A 17991-nucleotide genomic window follows, 5' to 3' on the forward strand; every position below is an offset into this window, starting at 1 on the left:
GCGCTGCCGCCCGCCGCGAACGTCGTGCCCTTCGTTTGCTCGTCGTAGTTGTGCTGAACCAGCTTGTCACGGTCATCGGTCGCGACGTTATCGAACTTCAGCGTATTGGTGACGGTCGTCGCGGTCAGGTTGCCGCCCGCAGCAACGCCCATGTCGCCGCCCGCGCGCACGCTCGCGCCCTTGAACGTCATGTCGTTACCCGACTGCATCGCCAGACTGCCGCCCGCGCGGATGCCGCTCGTCTGGTTGATCGTCGTGTTCTCTTCCCAATGGTGCTCGGCGTTCTTGGTCACCGATTGCGACGTGTTCGACTGCACCGCATCGACGAGGATACTGTTGCCCGCCGCGATCTGCGCGTTGCCGCCCGCCGCGATGGTCGCGCCATGCACCGTCAGATCGTGGCCGGCTCCGATCACCATGTCGCCCGTCGAGGCGATCGTGCCCTGCGCGCCCACCAGCGTTTGCTGGACGCGGCTGCCGCCCGCCACCGAACTGACGCCTGCCGCATCCACCAGCGTCGTGTTCACGATGTCGTGGCCCGCCAGCACCGCCACGCGGTTGCCCGTGATGCGGCCCGAGGCGTTCGTGATGTCGTTGGTCGCCGAGACAACCGTGGTGCCGTTGCTGCCGATGCTGCCGCCGCGATTCAGGATGTCGGTCGCGCTGATGACGGTCTTCGTGCCGCCCTTGATGACACCGCTGTTCGCCACGCTGCCCGTCGCGTGGATCTCGACATCATCCGCGGCGATCAACGCGCCGCTCGGCTGCAAGTCATTGGCATGGGCTTGCGCCAGATACACGACCGGCGCCAGGACATGCTGCACGCTGCCGTCAGGGGGTGTGACCGTCTGATCCACCAGCCAGACGATGTCGCTCGTGAGCGCGTCCATCTGCACGGCCGTGAGCGCCATACCCGGCACGAGGTTGAATTCCTTCGCGTAGTTCACGCCGTTGGTCATCAGCGCGCGGTATTCGTCTTCGTTGCTCGTGTAGCCTTGCAGATAGACCCGGCCGGTCAGTTGCGTGATCTGGTTACGGATCAGCTGCTGTTCGTACACGCCATCGCCCAGGCGCTTGATGACCTTGGACGGATCGAGATTCAGCGCATTGAGCATGTAGTCGCTCGAGATGAAGCTCGTATAGCTCGTCAGGCGCGGATCGGTGGCGATCAGATACGCCGCGTCCGGTGCGGTGTTGTAGTGGTACAAGCCGCTCGTCGGCAGCGGGATGTTCAGCGCACCCGTGGGACCGGCAATCGACTGCGGCGCGTTGACCGTCGCACCATTACTTGTGGCCTGTCCTGTCTGCCCGCTTGCGGTATTGACGTTCGGTGCATTGCTCGTAGCCGCGCTCGTCGCATTGCCGCTCGCGCCGTTGACCGATGCGCCGCCCGCCATATTGACGCTATTGGCGCTTGTGCCCGACACGGACGCCATCGCCGTGTTCGCCCCGAGCGTGCCGCCCGTTGCGCCCGTGGCGGAATTCGCCGCCGCCACGTTGACGTTATTCACGTCGAGCGCGCTGATCTGAACGAGGTTGTTCGCGACGATCGTGCCGCCCGTGCCACCGATCGCCACCGGCGCGAGCACGATCGATGGCTCGACGACCGGACTCACGTCGCGGTTCTTGTCTTCGTTCCACGCATACGTCGATACGATGTCCTGCCGCTGATACTGGTACAGCGTCTGCCCGATGTTGTTGACGATGGTGCCTGCCACATCGCCGTTGCCACTGGCATCGATCGTGCCGTTCTGCACCGCGCCGCCAATCCGGATCGCGTCGCCCGCTGCAATCGCACTGTAGGCGTTGTTCACCGTGCCGACGTTGGCGAGCGTCATCGTGCCGGCCGCGAGCAATTGCGCCTGCTGCGCCTGCGCGCCGCTGATCTGATCCCGTTGCGTGGTGGTGGTCGTGTCGCGTGCGATCTCCACGCGCTGCCAGCCGTTGTGCGCATCGTCGCGTGACGGGTATTCCGTCGCCGGATCGTAGTTGATGTGCGGATCGTAGGCGTCCCAATACGCAACCGTGATCGTACCGTCCGTGTTCTGCGTCAGGCTGTTGTAGTAGATCGTGGTCGGTGTGCCGTTCACGTTCATGACCAGCACGCGATCGACGGCGTTCGGCCCATTAGTCGTCGAAACGACATCGGCATCGCTATATGTGTCGTATCGCGGATTCTTGTACGGACCGTTGTACATGAGATCCGTACAGCCCGCGTTCGAATCGCCGCCCGTGGTCGTGCAGGCGATGTATTTCTCGCGCTTGGTCTGGCGCACCGTCTCGACATCGGTCGTCACCGTTTCGACCGCCACAGCGGGCCGCGTATTGTTCAGCGTGTTGGCCGCGACTTCGATGTTCCCGAACGCCTCGATCGTCGATTGATCGTTGGTGACCGTGTTCGCGCGATTGGCCATCAGACCATTCGCGTCGCGCGTGGCGTCGCCCGCGATGTTGATGTCGCCGAGGCTGAAGAGGTTCGCGCCGTTCGTGTTGCTGATGTCGCCGCGCGAGTACAGGTTCAATTGCGACGCCGCCGCCATGACCGCCGCCGCGCCATCGTTGACGATCGACTGCGTGCCGGTGAGCGTCACGTCGTTGCCGATGATCGTCGCAAGGTTGGTGAGCGTCGCGCTCGTGGTCGTCACCGTATTGCCTTCGATGCGGCCTTGGTTCGTGATCGCGTTGGCGGCATTGACCGTCGTGCTCGCCGAATTCAGGTCGGCGCCCGCCTGATTGTCGACGTTGCGCGCGTTCACCGTCAGCGCGTTGACCGCCGCGAGCGTGCCCTGGTTGGTGAAGTCGCCCGCCGTGGTGAAGGTGAGATCGTGATTGGCCTGAATCTGGTTCACGCCGTCGAGCGTGTAATCGCCGTAGATCGTCACCGCGCCGTCGTGGCCCGCGATGATGCGGCCATCGCCCGTCAGGGTGTTGGTCGTGAGACTCAGGTTCTGATCGCTGCCGATCGCGCCGTTCTGGTTCGCAAGCGCGCCCGTCGTGATGGCCACGCTGCCGCCGCTGCCCTGATCGTTGCCGATGCGACCGCTCGTGTTGTCGATCGACGCCGTATTCAAACCGACCGCACCGTTGCCGTGAATCGAGCCGTTCACGTTCACCACTGCGGCGTTCGGACCGTTGAGCGTGACGTTGTTCGCGCCCGAGAGCGTCGCATTGGTGTTGTCGGCCAGCTGCGCGATGTTCAGCGCGAGGTCATGCCCCGCAAGTACCTGCGCGCCGCTCGTGTTGGAGAGTGCGGCAGCGCTGAGCGTGACGTCGCCGTTGCCGCCGATCGTACCCGCGCCCGCCACGCCGCCCGTGTTGCGGTTGGTGATCGAGGCCGCGTCGAGCGTGGTCGCACCCGTTCCGGTATTGGCGATGCGTCCGTTCGTGTTGTCGAGCGAGGCGCCCGACATCGACAGGGCAGAGCTCACACCATCCGCTTCGATTTGACCGCCGCTGTTATCGATCGCGCCCCGTGCGGCGACGGACACGTCGCCCCCGGCCTGCGCGAGCCCCGCGCGATTCGTGAACGTGCTGTTCGATTGCGCCGTGAACGCGCCGCCCGAGTTGTCGATGCTGCCGCCCGCGACCGATACATCACCATTGCCGCCGATCAGGCCGTCGTTCGTGTTGGTGAGCGCGCCGCGCGCTATGACGCGCGTCCCGCCTGTGCCGCCATTGGCGATCGCACCGTTGTCGTTGGCGATCGATTGCGCGGACACCTTCAACGTATCATTTGCCTGCAGCGTGCCGCTTGTGTTGTCCAGCGCGCCGGTATCGTTGATCGACACGCTCTGCGCGCCGACATAGCCCGCGCGGTTGTCGAGCGAGGCGACATCGAGCACCGCCGACGATTGCGCCGCGAGTGTGCCGCCGCGATTCGATACCGCGCCGCTTCTGACGTCGAGCGTACCGTTCGTGGCAAGCGTGCCGGCATCGTTCGACAAGCGGCCCGTCGTGACCGCCAGCGTGCCGGTGCCGGAGCTGGTGATCGTGCCGTGGTCGTTCAGAATCGCGGCGGGCGTGAGGCTCAAATCGTCGGCGTTGGTCTGGATCGAGCCGAATGTATTGTCAAGCGTCCCCGAGACATGGAACGTGGTCGCGGCAGTGCCAGTTTGCGTGATGCTCCCGCGATTGACCAGATCGAACGCCGAGAGCGCCAGCTGAGCGCCGGCAATCGTGCCCGCGTTCGTGAGCGTCGCGCCCGCCGAAACGGTCGTCGTGCCATTGGATGCGAGCGTGCCGCTATTAAACAGGGTCTGCACCGCGCCGGCGATCAGGTTCCGCATCGCCGTGATCGAACCCGCGTTTGCTAGTTGCCCCGCTTGCGCCGTGACATCGCCGTTGCTCGCGAGCAGGCCGTTTGCTCCGTTGTTGAGCAGACCGGCGACCGTCACCGACAAACCGTTCGTGCCGAGCGCGGCCACGGTGCCGCCGGTGTTGTCGAAGCTGCCTGCCCGCGCCGACAGTGCGCCGCCCGTCTGCAGGGTACCGTCCTGATTGGACAGCGCGCCCGAGACGTTCGCAACGAGTGCGCCATTGGTCGCAAGCGTGCCGCCCTTGTTCGACAGCGCTCCGGTATCGATCGAGAGCGTTCCCGTGCCCGAACTGGTGATCTTCCCGTGGTCGTTCACGATCGCGGCGGGCGTGAGGCTCAAATCCTGCGCGTTGGTCGCGATCGTCCCGTTGGCGTTATCCAGCATGCCGGTGACGGCGAGCGCCGTTGCGCCCGTGCCGCTCTGCACGATGCTGCCGTTGCGATTCGTCAGGTTCGACACGCTGATTGCGACCTGATTCCCGCCGATCGAGCCGTTGCTGTTGTCGAGCGTCCCCGCACTGACGTTCGCGGTCTGACCCGCGACGATCGTGGCTACATTGGTGAGCGCGGTGCCGGCTGTCACGGTCGCATTGCCGTTGGCCGCGAGCGTGCCGCTGTTGAACAGTGCCTGGACGGCGCTGGCGATCAGCGTATGTACGGCGGTGATCGAACCCGCGTTGGTGACTTGACCCGCTTGCACGGTGACGTCGCCATTGCTGGCGATCGCGCCGTTCGCGCCATTGTTGAGCAGACCATCGACATTGAGCGTGAGGCCAGCCGCGTTCAGCGAAGTGATGTGAGCGTTCGTGTTGTCGATACTGCCCGCGCGCGCATTCAACGCACTTGCCGCCTGCAACGTGCCGCCCTGATTCTGCACCGCGCCGCCCACGTTCGCCGTCAGCGCGCCATTGGTGGCAATCGTGCCGCCAACGTTCGACAGGCTGGCCGTCGTGATCGACAACGTGCCGGTGCCGGCGCTCGTGATCTTGCCGTGGTCGTTGACCATTGCGGCAGGCGCAAGCGTCAAGTCCTGAGCGTTGGTCGCAATCGTACCGTCGGCGTTGTCCAGCGTGCCGTTCACGGCGAGCGTGGTCGCGCCCGTGCCGGTCTGCGTGAGGTTGCCGCGATGATTCACGAGGTTCGTCGCGGCGACGTCGAGTTGGTCGCCGTTGATCGCGCCGCCGCTGTTATCCAGCGTGAACGCGCGCGCGCTCACGGTTCGACCCGCCGCAAGACTGCCCGTGTTGGTCAGCGTCGCGCCCGCGGAGGCGCTCACGTTGCCATTGGCCGCGAGCGTGCCTGAGTTCGTAAGCGATTGCGTCGCACTCGCCCGCAAGTCCTGCATCGCGGTGATCGAACCCGCGTTGACGAGCTGGCCTGCATGCGCGTTGACGCTGCCATTGCCGCCGATCGTGCCGCCCTGGCCGTTGTTCAAAAGGCCTGAGACGTCAAGGTTCAAGCCGTCCGCGTTCAGCGAGGCAATTTGTCCGGCGCTGTTATCCATACTGCTCGCCTGCGCGCCGAGCGCGCCCGCCGCTTGCAGCGTGCCGCCGCGATTGTTCAGCGCGCCGCCTGTCTTCAAATCGAGCGTCGATTGCGAAATCGCCTGACCGTCCGCATTCGAGACGTTCGCCGCTGCCAGTCGTACCGCGCCGCCCGACAGTTTCCCGCCGTCATTGACGAGCGTATTGTTCGCACCTGCGGCGAGTGCGCCGCCTGCGGTCACGGTCGCGCCGCTCAGGTTCATGTCGCCGCTCCGCGCGGTGAGCGTCAGCGCGCCATTCGCCGAGGTGCTGCTACCGGCGAGACTCATCGACGCGCCTTGCAGCGCCGCGTTGCCGCCCGCGGCGTTGCGGCCCGTCGCGGATATCGCGCCGTTCGCCAGCACGCCGAGTTCACCTGCGCCAGCAATCGTGCCGTCGCTGTTGATGCCCGCGCCGAGCGTGCCGGTCGAGGCGACGCTGCCCGCGTTGACCGTCGTGTTGCCTTGCGCCGCGAGTGTCCCGCTGTTCGTGAGCGCGCCCGAAGTCGTCGCGATGACGTCGCGTTGCGCATAGGTGATGCCGCTATTGTCGATGCCGTCGCGCGCCGATGCGTTGATATCACCGCTCGCGTTGTTTTTTCCGGCCAGCACGAGCCGGCCATTGGACTGGAGCGTCAGATCGCCCGCTTGCGACGCGAGGATGCCGCGCGTCGAGACGCCGACGCCGTACTCGTTCGACGTCAGAAAAATGCGGTTCGCGTACATGCCGCCGAGCTGACTGACATCGATCGCGACCGAGGGGGCAGGACCATTGCCCGCGATGGGCGACGCATTGAGCGTATCGTGGTCCACCTGATTCGCGCCCGCGACCACATTCAGCCTGTTCGCATAGATCGCCGCATTGATCTGCACGGCGCGAGCGAGCAAATCGACCTGATCGACGTTGCTCGCGTTGAGGCCCGCGCCCTGCACGGTGATGTTGCCGCCCGGGACGTTGAACCCGGCGAGACTGCCGTTCGGTCCGAAATTCGGCGTGCCGGTGGTCAGCACGGCGCGTGACGTATTGATGAAGCCCGCACCATCGACCTGTATCCCCGAGGGATTGGCAATGATCACTTCCGCGCGCGGGCCGGCTACTTCGGTGTAGCCGCGCAACTGCGACGGCGCATTCGACATCACCTGATTGACGATGATGCGCGCCGAGCCATCGGGTTGCAGGTTCGGATTGCCGTTGATGTAGCCCGCCTGTTGCGTTTGGACAATGTTCGGCGAGTTATTGAGAATTGCGCCTTGCTTCGGAACGTCGAACCGCGAGTATTGATTCAGCGACACGCCCGCGCCCGAGGGCCTCGCGATATTCACCTGATCGAGGCCGTTTTGTGTCTGCACAACGTGCGCGCCGGACCCGGGCGCGGCGACGATCTGCGCGAGCGAGGGCGCACTCGTGCCGAGGGTGCCAACGAGCAACATTGCGGCAAGGACGAGCGGGCGGAGGGCGAGCACATGCGGGGCGTTTCGAGCCTTCGCGGCGCGGCCGTCGCCCGCTGTCGCGCCCACGCCCTGTCCGTGGCCGTGCGCACTCGCGTAATCGGCGACTGCGACGAACATCGAGCGCACGCGACTAAAGACGAGTTTGTAAATGCCAGCGTTCATATTATTGGTTTGTCGGGCGAGTGATTCGAGAAGGCGCTAACCACGTAGCGCAGCAAACTCTTTATTGTCAGCTTTCCTAATGGTCCACCATAGGCAGAAAACTCCTAAAGCTAACTACGACAGGGAAAAACGCCTCGCGATTGCGAGGCGCGAAGCTGGGAACGTGCACGAAGAGAGTCCGAGAGAAAACCGCACGTATATTCCCGGAGAGAGAAAAAGAGCGCCTCGCCGAGACGAGGCGCCAAAGTCCGCTCGAACGGATGGAACGCCGTCCGAGCGGTGCTCAAACCGTGTAACCGGTTTGAGCGGGGGAGCGATAGAAACCGAGGGGCTAATCGAGCGCGCAAGCCGCGCCGCGCATGGCGCGTGGCGGCCTACTGGGACCGGATATTGATCGGGTCCCCTCCCCACGAAGGGCAGTCTCATGAAAGCAAAAATACGGCTGGCGGCTCTACCGCTTACAGCCTTGGTCACTCACGTCTAACGCACAACACGCGCCCACACCCGACGACAAAGCAGCCGCGGCGCGAGCGAATGCCGAACAGAATCAGCAACTACAGCAACAACGCGATGCGTTCTGACGGTCAAGCGCGCGAAGCCGTGGACCGTGCTCGCCTCGATCGACAACTCGGGCGGCCGCGCGACGGGCAAGCTGCAGGGCAATCTGAGCCCCGGCCTGGACAACCCGCTCGGCCTCAACGACATTCTGAGTCTCGGCGCGAATCAGGATTTGTACTCAGGACCCTCGCCGAGCCCTGGCACGCTATCAGCCGTAGTCCGTGTCAGCGTCTCTCGCTCTGCCTGATCAGGGAAGTCTCACGATTTGTGTTTTTTAGTCTCGCGAAAAGCGATCCAGTCTGCCCGGCAGGAGAGTGTCAGATAGGCGCGACATTATCTGTAGACTTGTGTAGCCGTTCGCGATGATTGCGCGACGCGTATAGGGGTCTATAAAAGGGTACGCCACGGCGTGGCAGCAGCATAAAAAGCCTTTAAAATCAATTGCTTGGTTTTGACAGATTACTTTCCTTCAGCAGCAAAGAAAGTGACTGCCGCCCCGCACAGGGGCAGTGCCAATAGACCGACACGAAAACGGGATCCGGCGAAAGCCGAAGCAAACACCGACAAACCGCCCACCCCCAAATGCCGCCCAAAAAACCGCCCATCGAGCGCCGCCCCCGCCGGGGCCAAAGAGTAGTGCGCATCACCGACGTGGCATCCTCCGCGGGCGTCTCCCCAATCACCGTATCCCGCGTCTTCAACGCGCCCGAATCCGTAGCACCCGAAACACTGGCCCGCGTGCGCCGGGCCGTCGCCGAACTGGGCTACGTGCCCAACCGCCTGGCAGGCGGCCTGTCATCCGCGAAATCGCGCCTGATCGCGGCGATCGTGCCAACAGTCGCCCATTCGCTCTTCTCGGAAACGATCCAGGTCTTCAGCGATACCATGTCGCGCGCCGGCTATCAGGTCCTGCTCGGCCTCTCCGGCTACAGCGACGAAAACGAAGACCAGTTGCTCGACGCCGTTCTCGGCCGCCGCCCCGAAGGCGTCCTTCTCACCGGCGTCGCACATACGCCGACGCTCCACGAACGCCTGCGCAAGATCGCCATTCCGATCGTCGAAACGTGGGACATGACCGACGACCCCATCGACATGCTCGTCGGCTTCTCGCATTACCGCATCGGCGCGGCCGTCGCCGAGCGCTTTCTCGCACGCGGCGCGCGCCGGCCCGCCCTCGTGTCCGCGAACGATCAGCGCGCGCTCGTCCGGCGGCGCGGCTTCGTCGAGACGTTCGCCAGGCACGGCATCGCCGACGTCGCCGAGTTGCTCATGCCGCCGCCCAGCTCGGTCGCGCTCGGCAAGGAAGGCCTGCGCCGCATCATCGAAGCGCGCGCGGGCGTCGACGCCATTTTCTGCAGCTCGGATCTGCTCGCGCTCGGCGTCGTGTCCGAGGCGCGCCGGCTCGCGATCGACATTCCCGGGCGCATCGCCGTGTGCGGCTTCGGCGCGCTCGAATTCAGCGCCGACACCATGCCCGCGCTCACGACCGTGCGCGTCGATGGCAAGCGCATCGGCGCGACGGCGGCGCGCTGCCTCATCGACAGGCTCAATGGCGCGACGGACAAAACCCTCGTCGACGTCGGGTTCGAACTGGTCGAGCGCGAAACGCTGTGATTACGGAAGAAGATTCCACTTGATGATCGCGCGCACGTCGCGCTCGAAGCCGAGCACGCTCATGGCCGCGGTGTCCATCAACAGATGCGCGCCCAGCGACGGCGAGCCCGTCGCCCATTGCGCGCCGAACACCCGCGAGAAGTGCGCATGCGAAAACAGCGCGATGTTCGTCGCGTTCGTGGCGAGCAACTTGTCGATGAGCGCCTGCGCGCGCTTGCCGATATCGGCGAGATTCTCGCCTTCCGGAATCGGCGACGTCCATACCGACCAGTCCGGAATTTCCTTGCGGATGTCCGGCGTCTTCCGGCCTTCGTAGACGCCGTAGTTCCACTCGTGAAGCTCGGGCTCGACCTGCGCGCGCTCGCCAAGACCGGCGAGCCGGCATGTTTCGATCGCGCGGCCCATCGGGCTCGTCAGCACGAGATCGAATTGCTGCGACGATAGAACCCGCGCGAGCGCGGCCGCCTGCTCGCGCCCTTCGTCGGTCAGCGGAATGTCCGTCGTGCCGGTGTGCTGCCCCGACTTGCTCCACTCGGTTTCGCCATGCCTGATCAGCCAGATATGGACGTCGCCTTTCAAGTTCATGTCGTTCACCCTGTGTCTTAAGCGTTTCGGCCGCGCGCCGGCGTGCCGCAGCATCGCATTCTGCACCGCTTGCCGAAGGCGCGCCGCGGGCGTGACCGTTCTCCAGCCAGCGATTCAGTCGAGCTCGCCCGTCGCGAACGCCTTCAGCAAATGATGCGCGATCGCGAACGGTTTCGGCGCCGACAGCCCCTGCTCGTGCGTGCCGTCGACCATCGCGGCGACTTCCGCGCGCGTGAACCAGCGCACATCTTCCAGCTCGTTCCTGTCGACGATGATCTCCGTGCTGGTCGCGCGTGCGAAGCAGCCGATCATCAGCGACGACGGAAACGGCCACGGCTGCGATGCGAAGTAGCGCACGTCCGTGCAGCGGATGCCCGCTTCCTCCAGCACCTCGCGGCACACCGCATGCTCGAAGGTCTCGCCCGGCTCGACGAAGCCGGCGAGCGCCGAATACATGCCCGGCAGGAATTGCGGCTGGCGGCCGAGGAGGCAATGGTCGCCGTCGGTGACGAGCATGATGACGACCGGATCGACGCGCGGAAAATGCTGCGCGCCGCAACTGCCGCAGACGCGCCGCCAGCCCGCGCCCGCGGAATCGGTCGGCTGGCCGCAGTTCGCGCAGAAGCGGTGCCGGCGATGCCAGTCGAGCATCGAGCGCGCTTCGCCGAGCGCGCTGACCATCGGCGCAGGCACGAGGCCTTGCATCGCGATCGGGCGAAGCTCCACTGCTTCGACGGAATCGCCTTCGAACTGGCTTTTCGCGTCTTCATCGAACGAGAGCGCGAAAAGCGAGCGCTTGTCCGCGTCGCGGCCCAGAAACACGGTTTGCAGCGGCGCGCCGGGCTTCGCGGCTTCGTGCGCGTCGAAAAGCGGATCGTGCCCGCCATCGCGCCCGTTCGTGCGCTTGAACAGCGGCACGTTGTTCACGAAGAGCAGAAAGCGCGTGGACGGCTCGTCGCGCAAGGCGGCGACGAAAGCTTCGTCGTCCCGCTTCTCCGAGACGCGATCGAGCGGATCGAGCGTAAAACCGATGGCGTGAGGCGGCGTGGGCATAGTATTTTTCGTGTGTGGCGGCGCATGCCGGAAACACATGCGCGCGTGACGGGAAGATGCAGGGCCAGTCGGCAATCGTAGCGAACTTGGCGCGTCCTTGCAGGGCGATGCTTCATCGTTGCGGCCGGTCAACGCGGTGCTCGCGGAGGCGTCGATGATCACGCTCTATTCGTATCCTCAGTTGTTCGGCCTCGAAGACAACAATCCGTTCGGGCTCAAGGTGTTCGCGTTCCTGAAGCTTGCCGGCCTGCCGTTCGAGCACAAGCATGTGCTCGATACGAGCGCCGCGCCGCGCGGCCAGCTTCCATACCTCGTCGACGACGAAGAAACCATCGGCGACAGCGATGCGATCGTCGCGCACCTGAAGCGCAAATTCGCGCTCGCCCTCGACGACGCGCAGACGCGCGCGCAGCGCGATCTCGATCTGCTCGTGCGCCGCACGCTCGACGATCTCTACTGGGTGATGTCGTACTCGCGCTGGCGCGACGACCGCTACTGGCCGCGCTTTCGCGACGCGCTGCTCGAGGCGCATCCGGATATCGACTCGCAAGTGCTCGAAACCGCGCGCAAGTACAACTTCGAGCGATATCGCTATCAGGGCATCGGCAGGTATGAACCGGATGCAGCATATGCGCGCGGCATCGAGGATCTTCAGGCGGTGGCGAATCTATTGGGCGACGGACCATTCATGTTCGGCGCCGAACCCGCGAGCATCGACGCCGCAGTGTATGGCTTCGTCGCGAACATCTACTTTTACGACATCGACACGCCGCTCAAGCGCTTCGTCGCCGCGCAGGACAATCTCGTGAAGCATTGCCACGCGATGCGCGAGCGCATGGGGCAAAGCCCGGCGCCGTGACGCGCCTCGTCGTCATTCCGGCGCCGTCTCGACATCGTTTCCGGACCAGCTGATGCTCGACACGCCGCGCTCCATGCTCATGCGGCTCGCCATGCGCTCGAGCTTCGCCTGATCCTTCGGATGCATGCGCACGGTCGCCGTCACCTTGATGCGCGGCGGATCGCCGTCGACATCCTCGCTCGTCAGGCTCTGGAAGGACAGCGGCTGCGCGTCCATCGCGTTCGACAGCAGCGTGCGGATGTGGATCTCGTCTTCCTGCCGCCCGATGACGGTCAGCACGTACTCGCGCACGATGTCCGCGCTCGACACGGGCGTCGCGTTGATCGCGCGGCTCACTTCGCGCAGCAGCGTGTTGGTGACGAGGACGACGCCCGTGCCCGCGATCGCCGGTCCGTAGTGCCCGGTGCCGCACAGCACGCCGACGGCCGCCGAGCACCAGAGCGTCGCGGCCGTGTTGATGCCCTGGATCGAGCCCTTGTCGCGCATGATCACGCCGCCGCCGAGAAAGCCGACGCCCGACACCACATACGCGGCGATCTGCGTCACGCCCGCGACGCCGTTGCCCGTCAGCATGCCGAGCGTGACGAAGAGACACGCGCCGCTCGCGACGAGCGTGATCGTGCGCAGTCCGGCCGTGCGCTGGCGCAGCTGCCGTTCGAGACCAATGGCGACGCCGCAGGCGAACGCGGCGAGGAGGCGCAGGGCGAAATCGACGCTCATCGGTTCGAAGGCGAGGCCCTTTCCGGAAATAAACCGGCAAGGATCTCACGCATCCATGTCGTGCGCGTGAATGTGCGGGTCAGCGGAAGATCGCCGTGAGGCGGCGCCAGATTCGCGCGGGCGCGCGCGCGCGGTTTTCGCGCGCTTCGAGGTGGAGCATGGCGTCGTAGTGACGGCGCGATTCGTCGACACGGGGCAGTTGCGAAAGAAGCAGGAAGTTCATGAGTTTCTCCGTGCGCCGGGCGCGGCGCGATGAGCGGAAAGCCGGCGCACGGATGGACGTGCTACGGGCTTGCCTAGGCTGGAAAATGCAACGAGCGGCGTATGGGGCAACAGTCGCTGTCGGGCATGGCGGCTCCTTGTCGGTTGAAAACGACGCGCGAAAGCGCACGCCAGGCAATACGCGACGCGAATGAGAACGCGCGGCGCGGCATCGCCCGAATGGCGCTAACGAAGGTGGTGCACGAGGGAAGATACTGCGGCGCGCACCGTCTGCCTGATGGCGGGACGGCGGCTGGAAGCTTGGAGGGAAGCGGGAAGCGGCGTCCTGCCTGTCAGGCAGCGAAACAGTTCGAAGATCGGCTACTGCAGGTGTCCAAAGGATCGCCCCGTCTTTTTTGAGATGCGCGATTTTAGTCGGGCCATACGATGGGCGTCAACACGAACGGACGACTTGTGCGTCCGGCGCGTAACATTCAGGCCGTCAGCGGTACGAAAGGTGCGGACCGCGATCAGGTCCGCCCGACGAACTGCCTGATGTTCACGCGCGCATTGCCGTAGTCCGGGTTCGAACCGGCAGTCGGGGCGGCATCGGCTGGCTGCCGGAAGGCAGCGATGAGCGGCGAAACAATGCCTTTTGCGCCCGACAGCACCCTGTCACACACGCGCTCGAAGGCGCGCGCCTCGTCGAGCGTGCTCACGACGCCCGATGCGCCCGCGCGCTGGATAGCGGCGAGGGCGGTTGCGTCGAGTTCATCGGTAAGAACGACGACCGGCGTGTCCGGGCAGATTTGCCGCAGCTCGCGCAAGAGCGCGAAATCGTCGGCCTCGGAGCCTTCGATGCCGCCGCTCAGCACGATCAGGTCGAATTCCGCGGACGCCAGTTCGGCGAACAGGCGGGCGCCGTTTCCGGCGCATGCTGCGATATGAAATCGCTCGTGCGCGCCGAACCAGTTCTGCAGCCCCGACAGAACGACCGGACGACGCTCCGCGACTACGATCCTGATCTTGTATGCGCGCATCATGATCCGTGAACGGCGTGCGCGGGAGGACGACGCACGCGAGCCGATTCATGCAGTTGGCCTAAAGCGGGCACGTTAGCAAATCGCCCGAACGAAGGTTGCGCCGCACAACAAATTTTTTCGTTTCGATGTCGATTCGGGCGTCGCCCGCGCGTCGTGCCTATGAACGGCGCCGAAAGACGGCACAGGACCGTCGCGCCGCATCCTGAAACTGCTCGGCAACCCGGAGACTTGTCAGATGAGCTTGCAACTGTATGCGCACCCTTTCTCTTCATATTGTCAGAAGGTGTTGACCGCGCTGTACGAGAACGGCACGCCGTTCGAATGGCGCGCGTTGACGCCCGAGACGCCGCAGTCGATGCGCGAACTCGCCGAGATCTGGCCGATGAAGCGCTTTCCCGTGCTCGTGGACGGCGGCCGGCCCGTGATCGAGTCGACGGTCATCATCGAATATCTGGGATTGTTTCATCCAGGGCCGGTGCGGCTGATTCCCGACGATCCGCGCGCCGCACTCGAAGTGCGCTGGATGGACCGCTTCTTCGACAACTATGTGTCGACGCCGCAGCAGAAGATCGTATTCGACGCCCTGCGTCCGGAACACGAACGCGACGCGCGTGGCGTCGCCGATGCACGTGCGATGCTCGACACGTCCTATGCGTTCCTCGACGGCCTGATGGCCTCGCGCGAATGGGCGGCGGGCGACGCCTTCAGCCTCGCCGATTGCGGCGCCGCGCCGTTTCTGTTCTATGCGGACTGGACGCATCGCATCGGCGAGGCGTTTGCGAATGTGATTGCGTACCGCGAGCGGCTGCTCGCGCGTCCGTCGTTTGCGCGCGCGGTGGACGAGGCGCGGCCGTATCGGCCGCTGTTTCCGCTCGGCGCGCCGGATCGCGATTGAATGCCCGCGTCATTCTGGAGATTTCACGATGAGCACAGCAACGAACCATGTTCCCGCCGCTGAACTCGCACGGCGTGCGACGATGCGGTTTCCCAACGAAAGCGCCGAGTACCGCAAGGCGCGGACCGAACTGCTGGCCGAAGAGATCGAATTGCGGCGGCATATCGAACGCGTCGCGCGGATGCGCCGTGCGCTGCCTCCCGGCGGGGAAGTGAAGGGCGATTACGCGTTCGAGGGCGAGCGCGGGCGGGTCGATTTCGCCGGCCTGTTCGGCGACAAGGACACGCTCGTCACCTATAGCTACATGTACGGGCCGCAGCGCGAGCGGCCTTGCCCGATGTGCACGTCGCTCCTGTCCGCGTGGGAAGGCGAGGCGCGCGATATCGGCCAGCGCGTGGCGCTCGCGGTGATCGCGCGCTCGCCGCTCAGCAGGCTCGTCGCGTTCAAGAAGGAGCGCGGCTGGCGCGACCTCAAGCTTTATTCGGATCTGAACGGCAATTTCAGTCGCGACTATCACGCAATCTCCGCGGAAGGCGGCGATGAGCCCGCGCTCAATGTATTCACGCGGCGCGACGGCGTGATCCGCCATTTCTGGAGCGGCGAGATGGATTTCGACACCGCCGATCCCGGCGAGGATCCGCGCGGCGCGCCGGATTTGATGCCGCTCTGGACCGTGCTCGATATGACGCCCGAGGGGCGTGGGACGGATTGGTATCCGAAGCTCGATTATGGGCCGAGGACGTGAGCGAGGTCAGTGCGCCGCCGCGTGCTCCGCGTGCGCTTCGAGCCGGGCGCGCACCGCGTCCGGTGTGAACGGCGGCGCGTAAAAGCGCACGCCGGTCGCATCGAACAACGCATTCGCGATCGCCGCCGGCCCCGGCACTGAAGCCGACTCGCCTGATCCGAGCGGCGGCTCGCCCTGACGCGGCATCAGCAGGACATCGACCGCCGGCAGCTCCGCGAACGTGATCAGCGGATAACTGCCCCATTCGCGCGACGCCACCAGGCCGTCGCTCATCCGCACGCGCTCCTTCAGCGTGCGGCTCAGCGTCTGCACGACGTTTCCGTGAATCTGATGACGCACGCCGTCGGGGTTGACCATCGTGCCGGTGTCCTGTCCGATCGTCACGCGCTCGATGCGAATCTCGCCCGTCAGACGATCCACTTCGAGATCGACGATCCACGCGGCCCATGCCGCGCCGAAGCCGGGAAAGCGGCTGTGCACGTAACGCGCGTAAGCGATGCCGCGCCCGCGCACACGTCGCTCGCCCGTCTGTTCGAAATGACGCGGCTTCTCGCGCTTTTGCCATCCGGCGCGCGCGGCGATGGCCTGCAACAGTGCCCGAGCGCGATCGTCGGCGAGATTGCGCAAGCGGAATTCGAGCGGGTCCGCGCCCGCGTGCACGGCGAGCTCGTCGATGAACGCGTCGTGCGCGAAGGAGTTCGGCAGCGCCGACACGCCGCGCAGCCACGACGAGCGCACCAACGGCGCCAGGTCTTCGCACACGAAGCGCGCATGCGGAAACGTGTATGGCGTGACGGCCGTGCGATCGCCCATCTCGAAGACGCGCGCCTCGGCGGGCATCGCGCCGGTCAGAAGGAGCGCGAGCAGGGGCGCATCGTTGGACGGATAGCGCGTCGTGAAGGAATACGCGACCGTTTCGCCCGACGCCGACACGCCGCCCGTCACATCCATCACCTGCGCGGTGCCTTTTGGTTCCCACAGATGCTCGTCGGCGCGCGAAAGCTGCACGCGCACCGGCGCGCGCATCGCACGCGAGAGCAGGAGGGCGTCGCCCGCGACATCGTCGGCGCAATTGCGGCCGTAGCAGCCCGCGGCTTCCATGCGCACGATATCGACATCGGCTTCGTCGCGGTCCGCGAGTTTCGCGAGATCGTGCCGCAGCGATTGCGGATTCTGCGTACCGGACCAGACCGTGATGCGTTCGTCGCGATAATCGGCGAGCGCGCATGACGGCCCGATCGACGCGTGCATCTGGTACGGCCATTCGTAGCGTCGATGCAAAGTCGTCACGCCGGGCATGCGCGCGGCGGCATCGACGTCGCCGCTTTCCTGCAGAAGCCTGCGCCTGGCGGGCGCGTCTTGAATCGCGCGAGCGGGATCGGAGAGATCGGGCATTGCGGGAAGCCCGCGCCAGCGCACCCTGAGCGCCTTCGCCGCGCGAATGGCCTGCTCCTCGCGCTCCGCGACGATGCCGATGAAATCGCCGATCACGACCACGCCGCGCACGCCGGGCAGATGCCCGACGGACGCGCGATCCACGTCGATCAGCGAGTTGCCGACGAACCCGCCGCCATCGTGCCCGTAATACGGCGGACGCACGACGCGGCCATGCAGCATGCCGGGCACGCGCATGTCGTGAACGAAGGTGAGCTTGCCGGTTGCCTTTGCTGGCAGATCGACGCGCGGCGACGACTTGCCGACCAGGCGATAGCGCGATGGATCCTTGACGGGCGCCGCGGTATCGAGCGTGAGCGTCAGCCGTCGACCGCGCAGCAAGGAACCGAAGGAGAGCGGTGTGCCGTCGCCCGCGATGACGAAGCCATCGTCCGTACGCAAGGACGAAGCGTCGGTATTCAAACGCGCGGCCGCCATTTCCACCAGCGCATGCCGCGCCTGCGCCGCCGCCGCGCGCAGCGGCACGGCGGATATCTGAATCGAAGCGCTTGCGATCGTCGGTCCCTGATTCGGCGTTTCGCTCGAATCGCCGAGCACCATACGCACGCGTTCGGCGGGCACATCCAGCTCTTCCGCGACGATCTGCGCGAGCGACGTGCGGATGCCCGTACCGAGATCGACATGCCCGTTGAACGCGACGATGCTTTCATCGTCGAGCACGGCGACGAATACCTCTGGCGAATCCTGCACGTACTTCGACGCGCTGCCCGGCTGGCCGGGTGCGGGCTTCGGTGGCGCGACGGGCTGGCGCACGACGGTCAGGCAACCGTCGCGCGCCAGCAGTTCCTTGCGAGTGACCATATCGACGATAA

Annotated in this window: 11 protein-coding genes and 1 pseudogene; 5 read left to right on the plus strand and 7 right to left on the minus strand. The window is 65.3% G+C overall.

From position 1 onward, the window contains the following. Window positions 1-7451 (minus strand): two-partner secretion domain-containing protein (locus AWB83_RS14210; RefSeq protein ID WP_143750055.1); only part of this gene is annotated, 7451 nt, incomplete at its 3' end. A 574-nt stretch (window positions 7452-8025) separates the two neighbouring features. Between AWB83_RS14210 and AWB83_RS35780 the strand changes: the two are divergent. Continuing rightward, a pseudogene (locus AWB83_RS35780) lies at window positions 8026-8193 on the plus strand (ShlB/FhaC/HecB family hemolysin secretion/activation protein); the annotation flags it as partial. A 398-nt stretch (window positions 8194-8591) separates the two neighbouring features. After that, on the plus strand, window positions 8592-9623 hold the full coding sequence (locus AWB83_RS14220; RefSeq protein WP_087046212.1) for a LacI family DNA-binding transcriptional regulator: 1032 nt from the start codon (window positions 8592-8594) through the stop codon (window positions 9621-9623). Here the strand turns inward: AWB83_RS14220 and AWB83_RS14225 are convergent, their stop codons facing one another. Together AWB83_RS14225 and nudC are read right to left on the minus strand one after the other, a co-directional pair. Then, complete coding sequence (locus AWB83_RS14225; protein WP_087046346.1) at window positions 9624-10208, minus strand: histidine phosphatase family protein; 585 nt, start codon at window positions 10206-10208, stop codon at window positions 9624-9626. Between the two features lie 114 nt (window positions 10209-10322). Then, the gene (gene nudC / locus AWB83_RS14230) at window positions 10323-11261 is read right to left on the minus strand and encodes an NAD(+) diphosphatase (protein WP_087046213.1); all 939 of its coding nucleotides are present in this window, start codon (window positions 11259-11261) and stop codon (window positions 10323-10325) included. Window positions 11262-11415: 154 nt separating this feature from the next. Here nudC and AWB83_RS14235 point away from each other — a divergent pair, with 154 nt between their 5' ends. Then, on the plus strand, window positions 11416-12120 hold the full coding sequence (locus AWB83_RS14235) for a glutathione S-transferase family protein (protein WP_087046347.1): 705 nt from the start codon (window positions 11416-11418) through the stop codon (window positions 12118-12120). Window positions 12121-12132: 12 nt separating this feature from the next. On the opposite strand, the gene AWB83_RS14240 is transcribed toward AWB83_RS14235, so the two are convergent. The 3 genes from AWB83_RS14240 to AWB83_RS14245 all read right to left on the minus strand — a co-directional run bounded on the left by AWB83_RS14240 (window position 12133) and on the right by AWB83_RS14245 (window position 14084). Continuing rightward, on the minus strand, window positions 12133-12840 hold the full coding sequence (locus AWB83_RS14240) for an MgtC/SapB family protein (RefSeq protein WP_087046214.1): 708 nt from the start codon (window positions 12838-12840) through the stop codon (window positions 12133-12135). A gap of 79 nt (window positions 12841-12919) precedes the next feature. Next, entirely contained in the window at window positions 12920-13063 is a 144-nt protein-coding gene (locus AWB83_RS36795; protein WP_167389113.1) for a hypothetical protein, read from the minus strand. A 508-nt stretch (window positions 13064-13571) separates the two neighbouring features. Continuing rightward, a complete protein-coding gene (locus tag AWB83_RS14245; protein WP_087046215.1) occupies window positions 13572-14084 on the minus strand; it encodes a response regulator in 513 nt (170 codons plus the stop codon). 235 nt (window positions 14085-14319) lie between these two features. Between AWB83_RS14245 and AWB83_RS14250 the strand changes: the two genes are divergently transcribed. Both AWB83_RS14250 and AWB83_RS14255 read left to right on the plus strand, forming a co-directional pair. Beyond that, window positions 14320-14979, plus strand: a complete 660-nt coding sequence (locus tag AWB83_RS14250) for a glutathione S-transferase family protein (protein ID WP_087046216.1) — start codon at window positions 14320-14322, stop codon at window positions 14977-14979. Between the two features lie 28 nt (window positions 14980-15007). Continuing rightward, the gene (locus tag AWB83_RS14255; RefSeq protein ID WP_087046217.1) at window positions 15008-15724 is read left to right on the plus strand and encodes a DUF899 family protein; all 717 of its coding nucleotides are present in this window, start codon (window positions 15008-15010) and stop codon (window positions 15722-15724) included. A 6-nt stretch (window positions 15725-15730) separates the two neighbouring features. On the opposite strand, the gene AWB83_RS14260 is transcribed toward AWB83_RS14255, so the two are convergent. Further along, entirely contained in the window at window positions 15731-17980 is a 2250-nt protein-coding gene (locus tag AWB83_RS14260; protein ID WP_087046218.1) for a xanthine dehydrogenase family protein molybdopterin-binding subunit, read from the minus strand. Window positions 17981-17991 lie beyond the last annotated feature (11 nt).

This window comes from Caballeronia ptereochthonis, from assembly GCF_001545075.1.
In the GTDB taxonomy this organism is placed as follows: domain Bacteria; phylum Pseudomonadota; class Gammaproteobacteria; order Burkholderiales; family Burkholderiaceae; genus Caballeronia; species Caballeronia ptereochthonis.

Bases quoted from the DNA above. Each gene is read 5' to 3' on its own strand.
- AWB83_RS14220 (WP_087046212.1), top strand. From the start codon at position 8,592: ATGCCGCCCAAAAAACCGCCCATCGAGCGCCGCCCCCGCCGGGGCCAA.
- AWB83_RS14225 (WP_087046346.1), bottom strand. From the start codon at position 10,208: ATGAACTTGAAAGGCGACGTCCATATCTGGCTGATCAGGCATGGCGAA.
- nudC (WP_087046213.1), bottom strand. From the start codon at position 11,261: ATGCCCACGCCGCCTCACGCCATCGGTTTTACGCTCGATCCGCTCGAT.
- AWB83_RS14235 (WP_087046347.1), top strand. From the start codon at position 11,416: ATGATCACGCTCTATTCGTATCCTCAGTTGTTCGGCCTCGAAGACAAC.
- AWB83_RS14240 (WP_087046214.1), bottom strand. From the start codon at position 12,840: ATGAGCGTCGATTTCGCCCTGCGCCTCCTCGCCGCGTTCGCCTGCGGC.
- AWB83_RS36795 (WP_167389113.1), bottom strand. From the start codon at position 13,063: ATGAACTTCCTGCTTCTTTCGCAACTGCCCCGTGTCGACGAATCGCGC.
- AWB83_RS14245 (WP_087046215.1), bottom strand. From the start codon at position 14,084: ATGATGCGCGCATACAAGATCAGGATCGTAGTCGCGGAGCGTCGTCCG.
- AWB83_RS14250 (WP_087046216.1), top strand. From the start codon at position 14,320: ATGAGCTTGCAACTGTATGCGCACCCTTTCTCTTCATATTGTCAGAAG.
- AWB83_RS14255 (WP_087046217.1), top strand. From the start codon at position 15,008: ATGAGCACAGCAACGAACCATGTTCCCGCCGCTGAACTCGCACGGCGT.
- AWB83_RS14260 (WP_087046218.1), bottom strand. From the start codon at position 17,980: ATGGTCACTCGCAAGGAACTGCTGGCGCGCGACGGTTGCCTGACCGTC.